The following is an 18,861-nucleotide window of genomic DNA, read 5'->3' as shown; positions in this document are numbered from 1 at the left end:
CAATGAAATCAAAAAATCTTAGCGTCTTTTTAGACATTTTTTTAAAAAAACTATAAAATCTTTAGAAACCTTTGGGGCTATTGCCCCATATTACGATAAGTGTCATTAACTCACCGCTATGGCTTTTCAAGTAATTTAATGCTTTCGATAGCAGTACATATGTAGAATTTACACTCAATGACATAATTTCGGCTGTTTCCTGGGTGGAAAGCCCCTCATAGTATCTTAAGTATAGGATCTCTTTCTGCCGCTTGGGCAGTTTATCAATGACTTTGGCCAATTTTCGGTTTCGCTCATCATCGCTCTGCTGACTGATCAACCGCTCCTCATAGGAAGGCATATGCGGTTCATGCTGGACAGATTGCTGGCTGAACAGCCGAAATACCCCCTCAGCCCGGGTACTTTTGACAATATTTCTCTTGAGACTGGCAAACAGATAGAACTTGATACTGTCTGTTACAGAAAGACGCTGGCGGCTATGCCACAAAGAGGTAAAAAGATCATGTATACAATCTTTTACCAGACCGCTATCGGCCTGAATCTTCATTCCATATCTGTATAGTGATACGAACCACGTATCATAAATGAAGGCAAGCGCGCCTTCATCGCCATCTATCAGCCTGCTCCAAAGCTCCTGATCTGAAAGGTCCTTATACCAGATCTCTTCCAACTAATACTGTTTACCTTTTAAACTAAAATATATACGGTGGCCTCTAAAAATATGGAAGATGTTGCTGGCATCAAAATTGAATAATAATAAATCAAAGTGACTTTACACAACTTTAAATCTATTGTTATGATCTCAAGAACATTGCGCACCGGATTAGTTGCTGTATCCATGACCGCTGCCGCCGTTTTATTTGGCCAGGCAGGCATGGCACAGGGCGTAGACAGCACTGCTAAAAAAATAGGCAACAAAACAGCTTCCGTAGCTGTAAAGGGAGCTATGAAGATTACTGATAAAACATATAAGGGGAAAGAAGGACCTGGCGGACAGACGGTTTACATTGATAAAAGAGACCGTAAGTACTATGTGGACGAGAAAGGTAAAAAGGTTTACCTGAAGCCTTCTGAGATCCGGGACAAACAAGAGAATTAAGCAGCAAAAGAAAAGGGACGCCATAATAGCGTCCCTTTTTCTTATAATACATTTATAATCAAGACATTTCGCTTAATTCTAACCAGCGCATGCCTTTATCATCCAACAACTGAATAATCTCTCCCGCTCTTCTTGAGAGTGGCTCCAGCTGCTCATATGGAAGAGCGCCGGCGGCCATTTTATCATCAATATCCTTCTTTTCTGCTTCCAGAGATGCAATTTCCTTTTCCAGCAGTTCCAGCTCCCGCTTCTCTTTGAAAGACATCTTCTTAGCCGGCGCTGCAGGCTTTACCTCTTCTACAGGCGTCTGTACCTGTTTAGGCTCACTTTTAGTCTCCTCTTTTTCTTTACCAGACTGTTCTTTCTCCCACTCACGGTACTGGGTATAGTTACCCGGGAAGTCACGCACCTCACCATCTCCCTCAAATACGAACAGGTGATCTACCAGTTTATCCATGAAGTACCTGTCGTGCGTTACAATGATAATACAGCCCTGGTAAGACAACAGGAAATCTTCCAATATACTCAGTGTTGGCAGGTCCAGATCGTTGGTAGGCTCATCGAGGATGAGGAAGTTGGGGTTTCTGAACAGGATACTGAGCAGATGCAGTCTTCTTTTTTCCCCACCACTCAACTTGGAGATGTAGGTATATTGTTTCTCCGGAGAGAACAGGAATAACTGAAGGAATTGGGCGGCGCTGACCTTGGTACCATCAGCCAGTGGGAAGTTTTCGGCAATATTTTTGACAAACTCGATCACGCGCATATCTTCCTTGATAATCAGACCACGCTGGTCGTAGTTACCGAAGATCACCGTCTCGCCGGTATTAATTTTACCGGAATCTGGTTCTTCCAGGCCCTGCAGCATATTCAGAAAGGTAGATTTACCCACCCCATTTTTACCCACTACACCTACCCTTTCGCCTTTCTTAAAGGTATAATCAAAGCCCTTCAGGATTTTCAGATCACCAAAGGATTTATATACTTTCTTCAGTTCAATGATCTTACCACCCAAACGGCTCATTTTTACGTTCAGTTCCAGCTGTTGCTTTTCCAGCCTTACACTGGCCCGTTCCTTTACGTCCTCAAAGGCGTCAATGCGGGATTTTGATTTGGTCGTACGCGCTTTTGGCTGCTTACGTATCCATTCCAGCTCTTTGCGGTAAGTATTACGGGCTTTCTCTACACTGGCGCGGTCACTTTCATCGCGGGCGGCCTTCTTCTCCAGGTAATTTTCATAATCTCCTTTATAGATAAACAGCTGTTGCTGATCCAGTTCCATTACCTCATTACACACGCTGTCCAGGAAGTAGCGGTCGTGCGTTACGAGTAATAAGGTCACATTTTCCTGGTCAAGATAATTCTCCAACCACTCGATCATATTGATGTCCAGATGGTTGGTAGGTTCATCCATAATCAGCAGGGTATGCCTGTGTTCAAAACCTATGTCTATCAACACCTTAGCCAGGGCAACGCGTTTCAATTGTCCGCCGGACAAACTACCCATTTTCTGCTCCAGGTGGTGAATATTCAGTTTACCAAGTATCTGCTTCACTTTAGAGTCAAAATGCCAGGCATTCAGCTCATCCATGCGCTCGATGGCAGCCGTCAGTTTATCCACATCCGGCTCTTCATCCTGGTCGTTGGTCAGCAGTTCATAATCTCTGATAGCAGCCAGAACAGGATGGCTCTGGGAGAAGATATTTGCAGAAATAGTTTTCAGCGGGTCAAAAGCAGATTGTTGCTCCAGCATTACTACCGTTACATCCTTGTGGATCCATACGGTTCCCGCGTCGGGAGACTCCTGTCCGCAGAGTATGCGGAGCAGTGTAGATTTACCGGCTCCGTTCAGGGCTACCAGCGCTATTTTATCCCCTTCTTCAATGTGAAAAGAAATATCCTTGAAAAGCGGCCCTGCGCCGTAAGATTTTGTGAGTCCTTCTACCGTAACATAATGCATGGCGCGAAGTTAGTAAAATGGGACCAAGTTGAGAACTCAGGGGGAATCTGGGTGATTGGAGAAGGTGTCGTTATCTGTAGTAATGCTCCCGGTTTATTCTTCATTCCAGCCGGGCATTAATAGTACACCAGAAGGGCACCTCAATATCCCGGGGATATTGAGGTGCCCTTCTGGTGTACTATTGGTAGCGGGATGATATAAGGCATTAACCGGGACCAAAGGGTTATTTCCTGACATATTCAGCCGGCATGCTGACGGTGTAAAACAAAAAAGCCTCCCGGCAATACCGGGAGGCTTTCATATGAAATAAATACACAATTAAAGATCATAATACAACTGGCGGAATGAACTTCTCAGACCAATCTGGAAGATCAGCTCGTTCTTAGTCCAGTTACTGTTGCTTTCCCTTCTGGCAGTAACGCTACCTTCCAGGCGCAGGTTATATTTAGGATTCAGCAGGTAGGCTGCTGTACCCTGTACATATAAGAAATTGGTTTTCAGCCCCTGGCCGATCTTATTGCCATAATCCTTTGCACGGGTCCAGTAGGACTGATTGATATCCTTTCCATAGTTGATACCAGCAGTATCGAGGCCATATTTGGCTATTGTGATCTGCCCACGCAGGAACAGGCGCTTATAGCGGTAATCTGCAATGTTCACCCACTCTACAAAGTTGGCACCCATCGGATGAGCCAATGACTGGTTATAATGCCCATAGTTATTCAGGGTATTACGCTGTGAATAAGTGTATGGTCGGGCAGCATTTACCTCTGTCAGGATATTCAGATTAGGAACTGTGAACAGGTTATTGGAGCGGAAACCTACCTGGCCACCATATTTATTACCCCACCAACCATTACCATTAGTGATCTGCTCCAGTTTAAACTCGTCCAGAATGAACTGTCCATAGAAAGTACTATTGCGGGATACAGCGTATTTCAGGTTCAGACCCAGGATGGCATTATCGGGAGAGCCAACAGAAAATTCCACAGGACGGAGGAATACGATTGGGTTCAGATAACTTGCATCGAAACCACGTTTTCCTGTGGAGTCGGAATCCTGCCAGATAACTGACGCAAATAATCCGACGGATAATTTCTTGGTAACATTCCAGTCAAGGTAGTTGAATACACCCCATTTTTTACGGTATCCATTGTCATAAGACGCTTTTGGATACTTCATATCAATGAACTGTGCCCACATGGTAGTATACTGTATACGACCCACATTGGCAATTATCTTCAGAAAAGGATAGTTGAACGGTGCGTCAGATAACAGCATGGAACGATAACCATCACCAATAAAGTTCCTGTCATACCCTAACTGAAAGGTGAAGTGCTTACTGGCCTTATAGTCGATTAATGCGGAAGCATAGGCGTAGTCAAACTTGGTTTCGTTAAATGGTTTCCATTCGCCCTGCCCAGGTACGATCTGGTATTGCCGTCCGAATGCGTCGAGGTAAGCAGGCATCTTTGCCTGGTTTTCATAAAACTCTGAGCGGAAGGAGAGCTTTTTTCCGATAGTACCGCCTACAACGACCCCGCGGGTGTTGATCCATACAGTACCATTATCATTGCTACGTCCTACGATCAGATCGGGCAGGATGCTACCGTAGAAGGTATAGTCATCGCCATTCACTTCTACCAGGTGTTCTCTGAATAACTTGCGATAAAGCCAGCTTTGCTTACGGAGCGTGTCTCCTTTAGGGAGATCAAAGCTAGGCTCAATTGAATAATCTCTTTGTGAAGAGTGGTAGCCATTACTGTCAGATACTGCCTGATAAAATCCAAGGGAATACTGACGGCCGATACTTTGTGCACGAACGGTAGAGCTTAATGATATTCCTAAGCAAACCAGAACAAACACAGGGGTAATACATTTCTTGAACATAAAGAATAATTTGCTTGCCAGTTGCAAATATAAGAGATTAGATCAGCTGGAATAGTACTTTATTCTGTAATTATGAATATTTATGGCATAATTTACCAAAAATGTTGACATATTCCGATCCTGTATGAACTATTGATTAAACATGCATTAAAAGACGGTTAAAATGCCTTGTTTTTTGACCGTATTATAGACGCTGGTGATTCCTTCTTCCAGACCAATTTTAGCTTTCCAGCCAAGATTTTGCAATTTGGTCACGTCCATTAACTTACGGGGAGTACCATCAGGCTTTGTGGTATCAAATACAAGGCGGCCTTCATAACCGGTAATTTTTTTAATCAGCAGCGCAAGGTCTTTGATACTGATATCTTCTCCAACACCAATATTTATAAGTCCTTCCTCATTATAATGCTGCATGAGGTAAAAGCAGGCGTCTGCCATATCATCTGCATGCAGGAACTCTCGCATTGGTGTACCTGTACCCCATACGACTACTTCTTCCACATTATGCTGATTGGCTTCATGAAACTTGCGCAACAAAGCAGGCAATACATGAGAGTTGTTCAGGTCATAATTATCGTTAGGTCCGTATAGATTTGTTGGCATCACGGACACAAAGTTACATCCATACTGTGCGCGGTAAGCGTCGCACATCTTTATCCCGGCAATTTTGGCGATGGCATACGGTTCATTGGTCGGTTCCAGTAATCCGGTAAGCAGATAATCTTCCTTTAGTGGCTGTGGGGCCAGCTTGGGATAGATGCAGGACGAACCGAGGAACATCAGTTTCTTCACATTATTCAGATAAGCATGATGGATAACATTACTTTGTATCATCATGTTTTCATAAATAAAGTCTGCGCGGTACGTATTATTAGCAATAATTCCTCCAACTTTTGCTGCAGCGAGAAATACGTAGTCAGGACGTTCTTCTTTGAAAAAGGCAGCTGTTGCTGACTGATCGCGCAGGTCCAGCTCCGCAGAGGTTCTGGTAATAATCTCATTAAATCCATCCTGTTGTAGCCTTCTTACGATAGCGGATCCCACCATTCCCCGGTGGCCCGCCACATATATCTTTGACTGCTGCTCCATATCCTGTTATTCGTATTGATTAAGTATCTTAAACCCTGCTTCTTTAAGTAGTTTTTCTCTGCGGAACAATTCGAGATCGGCGTGTACCATATCTTTCACTAATGCTGCGAGATTATATTTTGGTTGCCAACCGAGTTGAGTCTGTGCTTTTGTAGGGTCGCCTATAAGCAGGTCTACTTCTGTTGGTCTGAAGTATCTGGGATCGATAGCGACAACTTCCTGACCGGGAGATAAGGCGGTAACATGAGCAGCAGTACTTTTCACGATGCCTTTTTCCTCTATGCCGGCACCTATGAACTCAACTTCAACGCCTGCTTCCGCAAAAGCCATCCTGATGAAATCGCGTACGGGCGTTGTTATACCTGTAGCGATGACATAATCTTCCGCTTTTTCCTGTTGTAATATCCGCCACATAGCATCCACATAGTCTTTTGCATGTCCCCAGTCGCGTTGAGCATTGAGATTACCCATATACAGCTTTTGCTGCATACCCAGGGCTATCTGGGCTACCCCACGGGTAATCTTGCGGGTAACAAAGGTTTCTCCTCTCAGCGGACTTTCATGATTAAACAGGATACCGTTGCAGGCGTACATATTATATGCTTCTCTGTAGTTGACCGTGATCCAGTAAGCATACATTTTAGCAACTGCATATGGCGAGCGGGGATAAAAGGGAGTGGTTTCTGATTGAGGCACTGCCTGTACCAGTCCATACAGTTCTGAGGTGGAAGCCTGATAGATCTTTGTTTTTGCTGTCAGCCCTAATATCCGGATAGCTTCCAGTATTCTGAGGGTACCTATACCGTCGGCATTGGCGGTGTATTCAGGTGTTTCAAAACTTACCTGCACATGGCTCATTGCGCCAAGGTTATATATTTCGTCAGGTTGTACCTGTTGAATAATCCTGATAAGGTTAGTAGAGTCGGTTAAATCTCCGTAATGAAGTCTGAAGCGTACATCCTCATCCTGCGGATTCTGGTAGAGATGATCAATGCGATCTGTATTGAATAAGGAACTCCGGCGTTTTATACCGTGAACGTTATATCCTTTTTCCAGCAGTAATTCGCTGAGGTATGCACCATCCTGACCGGTTATACCTGTAACTAAGGCTGTCTTCATATCGGTGGAATTATGAATGAGAAGTATGTTGCGGACTGGCTGTAAAGTTGAGGCCAAAGAAGAAGTACTTTTTTCTGAGCCGGCTTTTTACAGCAAGTTGTTGTTCCTGTTCTCTGACCTGTACATCATTTTTCTGTTTGTAATAAAATGGCAGGTAGTAGCGGATGTACTTAATAGATTGGTCATTGACCGGGAGAGCAGCTTTTGTGAATAACTGTCTCCATGAATCAAGACCTCTGATATTTTCATTACCCAGCAGTATATTCTTCTGAAGGCGCTCATCCCAGATAGTGATGATACGTTTATTACCTCTGAGTTTATACAGCTTCATACTCTGTATGATGTTGTCTCCATTCTCTTCAATTGCGATCAGTTTGCCATTTCGTGCGAGGCCATGCTGAAAGATAGACAGGGCGTCATTGATTGGTTCGAGATGGTGCAAGGTATCCTGTACGATGATGAAATCGAAGTGTTCCTTTACCGGAGCTTCTTCAAACAGGTTTTTGTAATCATATCTGAAAAGATCGACGTTACCATGCTGCCGCCAGTATGATTTTCTTTTTTCAATTTCATCGATGTAGAACTCAAGGGTACTGCCGTATACCTTATATCCGTTCATGGCCAGAAACAGGCATGTTGTACCGTAGCCACATCCACAATCCCATATATTAAGATCAACATTTCCTCTTTCCCTTACCGTATCATAGATATATTGCAACCGTTGAACAAAATAGTTCTTTCTGAAATTGAAGCTCTTTTCACCATTCAGAAATTTATAATACTGTTGCATTGCCTTGTGCTGCTCCAGCTCTTTGAGAAACAATTGGAAAAATACTTCTACTTCCATGAGGTTAAGATAAGTATGGGTAGTTTGCAAATTCCTTCTGAAGATAGGAATATTTCGCTAGTCTTAGCGCCGCAGTACTATTTTACTTATTTCTTTACCAATTCCTCTTCTATAAGCTGTACCAAAGAGCGCTCATATCGATCCCAGGTATATTCCTGCATCAGGGTACGGGCATTATCTGCAACCGGTTGGTATGGATTGTCATCTTTACAGAGCGCATTGAGGTATGCTGCAAAACGGGCTGGTTCATCAGCTACCAGCAGGTGTACGCCATCTTCTGCACCTACGATGGGTTTTGCTGCCAGAGAGGTAGCCACAACTACCTTTCCTAGAGCCATAGATTCAAGAATTTTGTTCTGGATACCAGCGCCGGTCTGCATAGGAGCAATGACAGCGCGTGCAGAGTTAATGATTTCGTATGGATCTTCTATGAAGCCTGTTACCACTACATTCCTGTTCTTTTCTGCAAGTTTCTTTACAGCGGGCGCAGGATGTACTCCGACAATATAAAACGTTATATCCTGATTAACCAGGCTGTGTACATGTTTCAGATACCATGTTACAGCATCGATATTCGGCTGATAGTCCATTTTTCCGAAGAAGACTATGGCATTCCGGTATTTTGGATTAGTCTGCTGATAATTATACAACTTAGGATTTACGCCATTAGGGATCCAGCGCACCTTGCCTACATGGCTCCAGTGTTCTGATTCCTGCCGGTTTACGAAGAAGGTAGCATTGAAGGTACGTATAGACCGTTCTTCTATGGCAGAGATACGTGGCGTCTCTACTTTATAGATACTTTTCCAGAATACAGAGGATACCTTATCGATTGCGTTCTTATAGTTAATAGCGATAGAGTCTACAATATCCAGGAACCTCGGCTTATCTGAATCTGCTATATACTTAACAGTCCTGATCAGGTTTGCTATGATAAAATCTGTGTGCGGCAGCAGGCCATCAATATACTTCTGTACTTCACGGAAGTAATAATAGGCTACCTGCAAGGGCTCTTTTCCAAGTACACCTGCCAGTGCATTGATGTAAAAGCGGTGTTTGGGAAAAGAGAAGATTTTATATCCGGATGTATGTTCTTTCAGGAATGCGTTAGCCGCTGCATTATCTGCCTTCTCGTCTGTTATAATCACAACATTCAGGTCATAATGCTTATTCAGAATACCGATCAGATGGTAGCTTTTCAGCTTATCCCCGCCTACCGGCGGATAAGGGATTCTCGAAAGTAAAAGCAGACATTTTCTTTTCTGTTCTATCATATAGTTATATGCACAACGCTCTCTTATTTAGAGAGCGCTGTTAATATTTTTCTTCTGTTAGCTCTAAAGGTATCTATATCGCTGTTAAATTTATCAAAATCCATCATTGTGGCGTCAATAATCTGCTTAGCCATGGAAGGATTTTTCTTTTCCAGCAGTCGCAGTAACTCATAGTCCACTATACCGTCTCTCTCTGCCTCCAGTCTGATGGAACTGATTATTTTGCCATCTTTAGGGTATACAACCCAGGCATCGCCGCCTACGCTGTTACTGGTGGAAAAGTCATAGGCATTACCGCTCCAGATATTGAAACCCCAGTGAAGGAAACCGGTCAGGTTAAATTTGTAGTTTGCCCAGTGCAGGAAACGTGTTTTAATGAGCGGATTTTCCAGGAATCGGTTCGGGTAATTGTATTGTGGAGACACACATACATAGAACCATATCTCGCCTTTATTCTGTTGTTGCTGTTTGATAAAGCGGGCACTATTACCGTATCTGTAGTAAGACAGTAGCGGTACCTGTATATCTACATCTTCAGGTACAGGCTGATTGATGGCCTCAATTGTCTTCATATCCGGAACAACAGATTTAACAAAAGCCAGCATATCTCTGTAGGCTTTAGGATTCTGTTGGGTTGGTTCATCTGATATATGCAGGAATACGATATCATCCCACTTCTTTTCTTTCAGGTGATTGTACAGGGCTATCAGATATTCTTTGTAGAACTGCCTGGCATTGTTATCATCTTTATCTACTGTAACCAGTTTCCTGCTTACAGCAGCACCTGCATCCGTAGGCATCATGAAGCCCAAAGGTCCGGCCCAGTCAGACACTTTCTGCGCAACAAAATCACCTTCAAAGCGTTTAATTCCGCTCTGCATGAAGATGTTCATCATTTTATCCAGGCGGTCAAAATTGAAATCATAGCGGCCATTGTTTCCCTTTGTAAAAGTGATGACCTTCAACATTTCAATCCTGATTACATTCTGACGGTATTCCGTGAGTTTGTCAGCAAACTTCTTCAGGGCAGCCCAGTACTCGTCGGAGTACATAGTGGTTGCGGCAGGTTTCTTAAGAGGAAGTGACCATGGGTTCAGGAAGGCTGCCCAGTTAGAGACCCATAATGTCTGTTTTGCAACTGATACCGGGTATACTGTAATATCAAAATTCTTCTTATATGATTGCTGATTGCCATCTGCGCTTACAGCAGTAACCAGTAATTCTCCATGGTAAGTATCTGCCTGCTGATTGTCGGCTATAGGTATCGTCAGCCAGATGGACTGGTTATCACCTGCTTTTACTGCAATACTTTCCTGTTCAAATAAGGGGTCCGGAAAGGTACCATCTTTAGATTTCAGTGCATCAGTGCCCGGGTGCTCTGCATAGCGGCCCTGTTTTACAAAGCCTACAAATTTTACAGCACCGTTACTGATAGTACCGCCACGTTCACCTTTGAGGCTGGTTATTTTTGCAGATAATGACTTAATTTGTTTACCAGAGCGGTATACAAACTGAAAAGAAGCGTTTTCACCTCTTGCTACATCTGCTACGGGCTTAACTTCCTTAAGATCGGTAGAATATTTAAATACTTTAATAAGCGGGTCAACAAAGATGGCTGTTTCACCACCTTTCTTACGACTTGCGTCCTGTGCCTGTAAGCCTGATAGCGTCAGGCTTCCCAATAACAACAAAAAGAATGCTTTCATAGCAAATTGATTTAGTTAGTTAAACAGCTCCAGCAAACGTTGATCCTCATCTTCCCAGTAAAGTTTTTCTCCGGAAGCAGCAATATTCTGATTCATGGCATTCAACCTTGACAAGTCACTGGTCACATGTTGCAACAATTCTCTGATAGCCGTTTTATCGTAAGGATTTACTGCAAAGCCTGTACCTTTCGATAAAACCATCTTACCCAATTCTGTATTTTCTGCAAATACAGCGGGTTTATTTAACATCATGCTCTCGAAAAACTTATTAGAGATAGCATACTTAACGTTATAGTCATCTGACGGATATACGGCCCAGATAAGATCAACACTGGCGTATATGCCAGCGATTTCCTCGTATTTATACCGGCCGAAGAACTGTACATATTCTTTACCAGTGGTATATTCTCTCAGCCTGCCCATATCAGGGCCGTCTCCATAAAATAATATGTCTACAGGCAAATTCTCTGCCGCATCTATCAGGTTCTTCAAAACATCAAAATATCGAAGTATTCCGATAAAGGCCACTTTCAGTCTGCCTTCTACTATAGTCTGGACATCTGTGGCAGTCACAGCAGCACGTTGAGGTCGGTTTTCGACTAGTATCTGCTTTCCTGGGAAGAACCGGTACTTGTCAGGATAGAACCTTGACGCATGAATAATGGCAGAAGTTTTCTTCAAAGAGCGGCGCTCGATGGCTTGTAATACTTTAAGTACCAATGGATTGCCGGCAGTGGGCATATCCAGGTTCTCATAGATCAGATGCTGGCCTTTACCTGTGACCCGGGATGCAAGTAATAGTACTTCCCAGTGGGAAGCGATAATATAGTCGGGTTTAAATTCTTTATTGACGTTTCGTATATAATCTCCAAAGCCCTTCAGTTTCAACAGTTTTGCTAATGCGTTACCATAAGCAGCTGCTTCATTATAAACATAAGTATGGAATCCTGAGACAGCTACCTCAGATGCATCCCTGTTCCAGACCAGTAATCTGACGTCTGCAGCTTCTCCTAACAGTTTTTTGAGAGAAGATAAAATACGTTCGTTTCTGGTATTGATAGGGTAAGTACTATCTATCAGTAAAATTTTGATCATACTAGTTATTAAAATGAGCTTTGAATGTGCTGACGATACGTTCTACGGCTTTGCCATCTCCGTAAGGATTCACTTTTGATATAAAGTTATTTTCTGGCGTCAGGTAGTGGTTGATCCTGTCTACGATCTTGGTTACATCAGTACCTACCAGTTCGACGGTACCACCTTCCAGCGCTTCGACACGTTCAGTTACATCACGCATAACCAGTACAGGTTTACCCAGGCTGGGTGCTTCTTCCTGAACTCCACCGGAATCTGTCAGCACGATATCCGCTGCTTCCATAACATATACAAAATCCTGGTAGTTCAGCGGTTCTATAAGGTGTATATTAGGTATGTTTTTCAGATATCTTTCTACCGGTTCTTTCACCTTCGGATTTGGATGCACAGGATATATAATAGCTACATGCTCGTGCATACGGGCTAGTTTGGACAATGCTTCGCAGATGTTAACAAACCCGTGTCCGAAACTTTCCCTTCTATGTGCAGTAACAAGTATAGTCTGTATGGAAGGATCTTTCAGCACACTGATTACATTAGCATCCACATTTCCTGCAGATAACGCCTGACGTTTTATTTTATCAGTAGTCCAGTATAGAGCGTCGATGACTGTATTCCCGGTAAGATGGATTGTCTTTTCGTCAACACCTTCACTCAGCAGGTTATTTTTATTCAGTGAGGTTGGTACAAAATGCCATTGCGCGAGGCGACCGGTTAGTTGCCTGTTAAGTTCTTCAGGGAACGGCGCTGACAGATTGTATGTTCTTAAGCCTGCCTCAATATGCCCTACAGGAATCTGCTGGTAGAAGGCTGCGAGGGCTGTAGCAAAGCTGGTAGTTGTATCTCCATGTACTAACACGGCATCGGGCTGGTAGGCCTTCAGCACATCTCTCATACCCAGCATTACATTAGAAGTAATATCGTAGAGGTCCTGCCCGGGACGCATAATATTCAGATCATAATCCGGTGTGATTTCAAACCATTGCAGCACCTGATCTAACATCTCCCGATGTTGTGCGGTGACACATACTTTACAGTCAAACAGGTCAGACTCTTCTTTGAATTTCTTTACCAGTGGTGCCATTTTAATCGCTTCCGGCCTTGTCCCGAATACGAGCAGTATCTTGTTCATACGTACAATTCTTAATTAGTGTTTATGCCTGTTTATACTTCTTATACAGGAACGCATAAAGGGCCGGACTTAGTCTCAATAGGAAGAGTCCTATTTTGTCCCTGGTATTTATATACTTGTTAGATAAATAGTTTTTGAAGAAGAAGCGTGTTTCTTCGCGTCTCAGTATATACTTGAAATACTCATTGCGCTGACTGATCTGGTGGCTTCCATGTAAGGAAAGTTGATTAGCCAGCTGCAGTACATAGGCATTCAGATAAAAGCTCTGCAGTACCTCATCCAAGCCCTGTACCTGATGTTGCTTGATATAGTCTATCACCTGCTTGATCAGTACAATTTTATTGATCATTTTAGGCGAGATGGAGTTCATGATAGAGCCGCCACGCTGTCTGTATTTGTAGTACGACTTATCTACTTTTACGACTGTTGAAGCATCAGCGATAAGCATTACGGTAGGAATATCTTCATACAGGTATCCGACAGGATAGGAGAATTGCCAACCTTGTATAAAGGAGCGTTTAAATAACTTGTTACAGGCAGATATAGCAATTCTGCCTGAGAGGAAGCCTTCGAGGATATCCTTTCTATTGTGTAATATATTACCAGGAATTTGTCCACCTGATAGAACCTCTTCCCGATCTTCATAGACCTTGGTATAATCGCAGATCACTACTTCTGCATTATTAGCCGAAGCTGCGTTACAAAGATCTTCAAGCATCTCTTTCTCTAACCAGTCATCTCCGTCAAGGAAACTCAGGTATTCACCGGTCGCGGCCTTTAATCCTGTATTACGTGCACCGCTCAGCCCCTGGTTAGGCTGTGTAATTATCTTAAGATCCACCTCCGGATGAGTAGCTTTTATGCTCTCAAGTACGGCCAGTGTACCGTCTGAAGACTGGTCATTAACAACAATGATCTCAACTGACTTCAGCGTCTGCGCGATCACAGATAAAACACATTCTTTAATATAGTTTTCTACATTATAAGCAGGAATAATTACACTTACTTTCATCAAACAGTCTCAATTAATTTGACTCAACAGGCCACTTATGAAATAAATAGTTCTTATACGGATTGTATTCTTCTTTTACCTTTCCTTTATACAAGCCGCTCATAAAGTAAAAGTTCACACCAACCAGCAATACGGCAAAGAACACCAGGCGCATTGCTTTCCTTGCCGGTATTACCAGCAGGAAGTAGGACAGTATGATATCCTGGAAGATCTGAAAATACAGGCTATATCTGGCAACCAATACCTCAAAACTGTTCGTGATGATCCATATGAAGAAATACATACAGAACAGGTTAAAGACAAAATCAAAGTATGGGGTGTTTTCTCTGAGATAGTGCCGGTATTTAATGCCAACAACCAGGATGAGGAATTTGAGCATAAATCCTATCCCAAAACCACGTGCCCGGGCATAATCATCACGATGCAGATAGGACAGCAGCTTGTTATTCACAAACTCAGGCAACAGACCTAAGCGGGACATTATTGGAATCAGCTCATTGATTGGGAACAGGACGTTCATCATAAACGCCAGAAACAAGGCTATAAGCACAAGCTTAATATTGGTTTCTTTCTGTAAGGGTATAAAATATAAAAAGACGAATACGACAATAGAAGAATGGAAGAAATAGCCCAGAATGATGAACATTGTATACTTCCAAAAATTCCTTGTATACAGATACTTAACGGCAAGAGCGAGGAAGAAAAAAGCAACTGCCTGTCTTACTCCTGCGAAATTGTACTGCATGTAGTTGTAGGAATAGAATCCTAACATAGCTACGAAAGGATATGGAGAAAACTGCCTGATTAAGAGGAATGCGCCGATAATGTTAAGCAGCGCAGCTATGAAAAAGACAGCAGTCATTTCACCACCCAATGACTTGACAATGGACGTCAGATAGACATATCCCATCTCAAATGCAACCGGGTCAAAGTAGGTGTATTTAAACTCAAAGAATTTATGAACTTTAGGCAGAATGTAATTGAAATGGTATTCGTAATTCGGCCAGTCGGCACCAGTATGATATCTCAAACCGGCAAAACAGACAAGCACAATAAAGGCAATCACATACATAAATGCCTGCGATTCTTTATTCTGCCTATACTGTTCGGTAAGGTTGTAGCAACCAAACACTGCAAATAATAAGAATACTAATACATAGGCCATATACCTGTTTTTATACCATATATAGACTAATGCCTAATGACGTTCATGATGAGTTTAGCGCTATTAGCGATTAACGCATCTACTGAAAACACTTTTTGCTGCCTTTCTTTGTTCTTCTTGCCTAGCTCTGTCCTTAAAGCCGCAGATATGAATAGCTTTTGAAGATTGTCAGCAAGCACTTCCGCATTGCTTACAGGCGACAAATAAGCTTTCATTTCAGCTCCCAATGCACAGTGTAATGCTGCCACATCGCTACCCAGGACCGGCAATGAATGAAGCATTGATTCTAACACTGCATTAGGAAGCCCTTCACTCTTTTCAAAGGCACAGAGGACGGATATGTCTATGGCTGCTAGCATCGAATGAACATCTTTAACTCCACCCATAAACACAACACTATTTTCAATTCCATATTCGGCAACCATACGTTTGAGCTTTTCTTCCGTATCCTGTGGCCGGCCTGCCAGCAAGAGATAGTCACCTTCAATGTTTGGTGAATTGCTCATTAGTTTTGCCCAGGCTTTTATCAGCGTCTCATGATCTTTCTGCACATGGAGATTTGCCAGCATACAAACCAGTAGCCCGGTATCTGTAAAGCCATGTTGTTCTCTCCACTGGTGTCTGGACAAGGCAGGAGTCACTTCTTCAACACCATTATAAATTACGCTGACCTTTTCTTCTCTTACGAAGAGATCTTTTATCAGGTAGTCTGCACCGGCGTCAGAATTGGCAATGAAGTGTGAGCAGTTGGAGATTGCTCTTCTGTTAATACTGTCTGACATGATTCCCCTTCCATCATCACGTTGATTCCAGATTACATCAACACCCTTTTTCATAAAGGGACGCACCAGGCCGCTCCATACGTTAGACTCATAACAATAAGGCATTATGATATCTGTTTTCCTGCGTTTCAATACAAGTAAAAACTTCAATAACGATAGTAAGGCAAAAGGTAAGTGCAGGAACTTATACAAGGTGTACTTCCTGATAATTGTATACTCAAACCTATGCTGCTCTAATAACTCCGTACAACGGCCGGGACCTTTGCCCAGGCAGATAAATGAAATATTACTCTTCCACTGTTCTCTTAGTCCGCGGGCGAGCAGAATACTCTGCCGCTCCGCTCCGCCAAGCTCAGTCGAAGCAAGTACAAATACGATGTTTTTATTGGTTAGCGCCACTTGATTTATTAATGCTGTTATAAAAGTCTTCTACCATAAAATGTTGTGCATTAAAGTTTCCTTCATGCCATACCAGGTGTTTATCCCAATACCCCGGACAATGATCATACGCAGGTATAGAAAAGCAGTAGCTCATTTCAACTATCAAGGGATTGTTTCCTTTATCCATGATAAAGTCGTATGCCATTGACTGCGCACCAAGTTTGTCAGATACTTCAAACGCCAGACTTATACAACGCGGGTCAAACAACTCCTTGGCGTAGTCAAATTTACCACTTCCTGAAGCCCTGAAATCATTCTCTCTGTTGTAGCGTCTTAATCCAAAGCACCTGTTACCTATCACTACAAGGCGGGTATCATACTGATTATCCGGGATAAATTCCTGGAAGTACAAATACCCTCTTTCACGAGGACTGTTCTTTTCGAGATCAGTCCGGATGAATATTCTCGCGAATGCTTTAGCAGCGTCGAGTAATGTATTTATACCAGGATTTCGCTTAGCCCTGAGCAGGCTATCTTTGAATAGCGCGGTTCTGTCGTAAGAGGGAAAGCCTTTTCCAAATGCCGTTCTCATAAGCTTGAAAGCGCCAGCTGCATCTCTTACCAGTTTTACATTAACAGATGATGCACCCCCTTTGAGTTTAAAGACTTTAGGGTAAGTAGTTGTTCTGATCCACTTCTCAGCTTCCTGCTGCTCGTAAAATACATATGAAGGCACCATAGGAACGCCAAGCGCAGCAAATAAATATCCCTGGCTGATTTTATCGTCAAAATGGCTGCCGGTATTGCTGTTAGGGAATACCTTTTTGCCCATCATTTCTATTGCAGTTGTGAGTTGTATGGCAAAACTTAAAGCGACAATATCCCCTTGATACCAATGCCACATAAGACCATCACAATCGCTTATTTGCTCAAGGATGTCACTACTGTAGCAATTAACCAGCTTGTAAGGAATATTGTGAGTATTACAGTATTCAATCCACCGCTTACTAAAGCTGTGTCCCCTGTCATCAAAGTGTATTGCTATCATTCAATTACAGTTTTAGTAGCTATTTTATATTTCCTCCATAATCCCATTCCGAGTATACCTCTGGCTAACGTCAGATTGATAGCAGCTCCTATTGCTCCAAGCGAAAGAATAAGCGGAAATGACAATAGGAAGCCCGTAAATGAAGCCAGCATAGTATTCTTCATTACCAATTTATCCTGCCGCTTCACGATAAAGTAGTTTGTACCGTAACAACAATACATAGCAAACATGAAGACACTAGGCGCAAGGATACAGATAATTGGTACCCCGATCATCGGCAGCTTCAATATCCATACTATAAGATAAGAAGAAGCGCAGAAACCTATTGCGATGAGCAGTCCAATTGAGAGTATCAATTTTACAAATTTGTCGAAAGACTGAAAGTTCCTGTTAAGATGCGGGAAAAACACGCGGGACATAATACTGATTACCTCAATACCATATTCTACGATGTTTTTTGATATTCCGTAAATACCGACTGTACTATTGTTGGTTAGTAAGCCAAGAATAAATGTGGTGGAATTATTATATAAATTTGGTACAAACTGGTTAATGAAGATATTAAAGTTAGCTCTTAATGTATTTCCTACTACAGCAAATCCTGGGAAGGAAAACCGCAGCTTATATTTGATCATCAGGACTAGTTGCCCGTAGATGCCTGCCAGCAAAAAGCCTAACATATTCAATAATGGCAGGTAGTAATAATCCTCTTTTGATGTGATAAAAAAGAAAACACAAATAGTAAAGAAGATTTTTATAGAAGCATTGATGATGGTAATGTATTTCATCTGCTCTATCCCCTGGAAAAACCATTCAGGGAAAAGAGCTGTTCCGATCAGCTGAACAAAACAGATTGCATATATCCCCCAATATGCTGAGAACTTTGGTACCAGAAACACCACAGAAAAAAAAACCAATCCGGAAAAGAACAATAGTATGAACTTTGTAGATAATACCCTGCTATAGATATTCGACAGCTCCGCATGGTTATCTCTGTTCACAGCAACGTCTCTTGTGGCAGAGATATTAAAACTATATTCTGAGAATTTGTCAAAGTATAGTAATAGTGCGTTCGCCATTACAATTATACCATAGTGTTCTGCACCTACAACACGCAGGACATATGGTAATGTTATAAATGGCAATACGATATTAAGTCCATGTAATATGGACAGCGAAAAGAAGTTTTTCACCAGCGAACTCTTTCGCTGCTCCTTTACCACACTAAAAGCCTTTTTAAACCAGTCTGTTTTTTCGCTCAT

The 18,861-nt window shown here is 42.5% G+C and carries 16 protein-coding genes; 1 reads left to right on the top strand and 15 read right to left on the bottom strand.

Annotated elements, in window-relative coordinates; genetic code table 11:
* Positions 1-61 precede the first annotated feature (61 nt).
* Positions 62-670 (bottom strand): RNA polymerase sigma factor, encoded by a 609-nt coding sequence (locus tag K1Y79_RS19095; RefSeq protein WP_220251756.1) that lies wholly within the window; start codon positions 668-670, stop codon positions 62-64.
* Between the two features lie 126 nt (positions 671-796).
* Between K1Y79_RS19095 and K1Y79_RS19090 the strand changes: the two genes are divergently transcribed.
* Entirely contained in the window at positions 797-1,099 is a 303-nt protein-coding gene (locus K1Y79_RS19090; protein WP_220251755.1) for a hypothetical protein, read from the top strand.
* A 58-nt stretch (positions 1,100-1,157) separates the two neighbouring features.
* Here the strand turns inward: K1Y79_RS19090 and K1Y79_RS19085 are convergent, their stop codons facing one another.
* The 14 genes from K1Y79_RS19085 to K1Y79_RS19020 all read right to left on the bottom strand — a co-directional run bounded on the left by K1Y79_RS19085 (position 1,158) and on the right by K1Y79_RS19020 (position 18,861).
* Positions 1,158-3,059 (bottom strand): ABC-F family ATP-binding cassette domain-containing protein, encoded by a 1,902-nt coding sequence (locus tag K1Y79_RS19085; protein WP_220251754.1) that lies wholly within the window; start codon positions 3,057-3,059, stop codon positions 1,158-1,160.
* A gap of 318 nt (positions 3,060-3,377) precedes the next feature.
* Complete coding sequence (locus tag K1Y79_RS19080; RefSeq protein ID WP_220251753.1) at positions 3,378-4,949, bottom strand: hypothetical protein; 1,572 nt, start codon at positions 4,947-4,949, stop codon at positions 3,378-3,380.
* 147 nt (positions 4,950-5,096) lie between these two features.
* Complete coding sequence (fcl, locus tag K1Y79_RS19075; protein WP_220251752.1) at positions 5,097-6,038, bottom strand: GDP-L-fucose synthase; 942 nt, start codon at positions 6,036-6,038, stop codon at positions 5,097-5,099.
* Positions 6,039-6,044: 6 nt separating this feature from the next.
* Positions 6,045-7,157 carry a GDP-mannose 4,6-dehydratase gene (gmd, locus tag K1Y79_RS19070; protein ID WP_220251751.1) on the bottom strand — a complete coding sequence of 371 codons (1,113 nt, stop codon included), beginning with the start codon at positions 7,155-7,157 and terminating at the stop codon, positions 6,045-6,047.
* 10 nt (positions 7,158-7,167) lie between these two features.
* On the bottom strand, positions 7,168-8,004 hold the full coding sequence (locus tag K1Y79_RS19065; protein WP_220251750.1) for a class I SAM-dependent methyltransferase: 837 nt from the start codon (positions 8,002-8,004) through the stop codon (positions 7,168-7,170).
* 86 nt (positions 8,005-8,090) lie between these two features.
* A complete protein-coding gene (locus K1Y79_RS19060) occupies positions 8,091-9,278 on the bottom strand; it encodes a glycosyltransferase (RefSeq protein ID WP_220251749.1) in 1,188 nt (395 codons plus the stop codon).
* A 23-nt stretch (positions 9,279-9,301) separates the two neighbouring features.
* Positions 9,302-10,984, bottom strand: a complete 1,683-nt coding sequence (locus K1Y79_RS19055) for a DUF4091 domain-containing protein (RefSeq protein WP_220251748.1) — start codon at positions 10,982-10,984, stop codon at positions 9,302-9,304.
* Between the two features lie 15 nt (positions 10,985-10,999).
* Entirely contained in the window at positions 11,000-12,079 is a 1,080-nt protein-coding gene (locus K1Y79_RS19050; protein WP_220251747.1) for a glycosyltransferase, read from the bottom strand.
* A gap of 1 nt (position 12,080) precedes the next feature.
* Positions 12,081-13,211, bottom strand: coding sequence for a non-hydrolyzing UDP-N-acetylglucosamine 2-epimerase (wecB, locus tag K1Y79_RS19045; protein ID WP_220251746.1), 1,131 nt, complete (start codon positions 13,209-13,211; stop codon positions 12,081-12,083).
* Positions 13,212-13,233: 22 nt separating this feature from the next.
* Entirely contained in the window at positions 13,234-14,223 is a 990-nt protein-coding gene (locus K1Y79_RS19040; RefSeq protein WP_220251745.1) for a glycosyltransferase family 2 protein, read from the bottom strand.
* A gap of 13 nt (positions 14,224-14,236) precedes the next feature.
* Positions 14,237-15,388: an EpsG family protein gene (locus K1Y79_RS19035; RefSeq protein WP_220251744.1), complete on the bottom strand. Its 1,152-nt coding sequence runs from the start codon at positions 15,386-15,388 to the stop codon at positions 14,237-14,239.
* A gap of 26 nt (positions 15,389-15,414) precedes the next feature.
* Positions 15,415-16,569 carry a glycosyltransferase family 4 protein gene (locus tag K1Y79_RS29430; RefSeq protein WP_220251743.1) on the bottom strand — a complete coding sequence of 385 codons (1,155 nt, stop codon included), beginning with the start codon at positions 16,567-16,569 and terminating at the stop codon, positions 15,415-15,417.
* Positions 16,553-17,599 carry an ATP-grasp domain-containing protein gene (locus K1Y79_RS19025; protein WP_220251742.1) on the bottom strand — a complete coding sequence of 349 codons (1,047 nt, stop codon included), beginning with the start codon at positions 17,597-17,599 and terminating at the stop codon, positions 16,553-16,555. The genes K1Y79_RS29430 and K1Y79_RS19025 overlap by 17 nt, the downstream gene beginning before the upstream one ends.
* The gene (locus K1Y79_RS19020) at positions 17,596-18,861 is read right to left on the bottom strand and encodes an oligosaccharide flippase family protein (protein WP_220251741.1); all 1,266 of its coding nucleotides are present in this window, start codon (positions 18,859-18,861) and stop codon (positions 17,596-17,598) included. The genes K1Y79_RS19025 and K1Y79_RS19020 overlap by 4 nt, the downstream gene beginning before the upstream one ends.

The sequence above is a fragment of the Chitinophaga rhizophila genome, from assembly GCF_019492185.1.
GTDB lineage: Bacteria > Bacteroidota > Bacteroidia > Chitinophagales > Chitinophagaceae > Chitinophaga > Chitinophaga rhizophila.
Note: the sequence above shows the minus strand (reverse complement) of the source record. Positions and strands in the feature narration are given on the sequence as shown.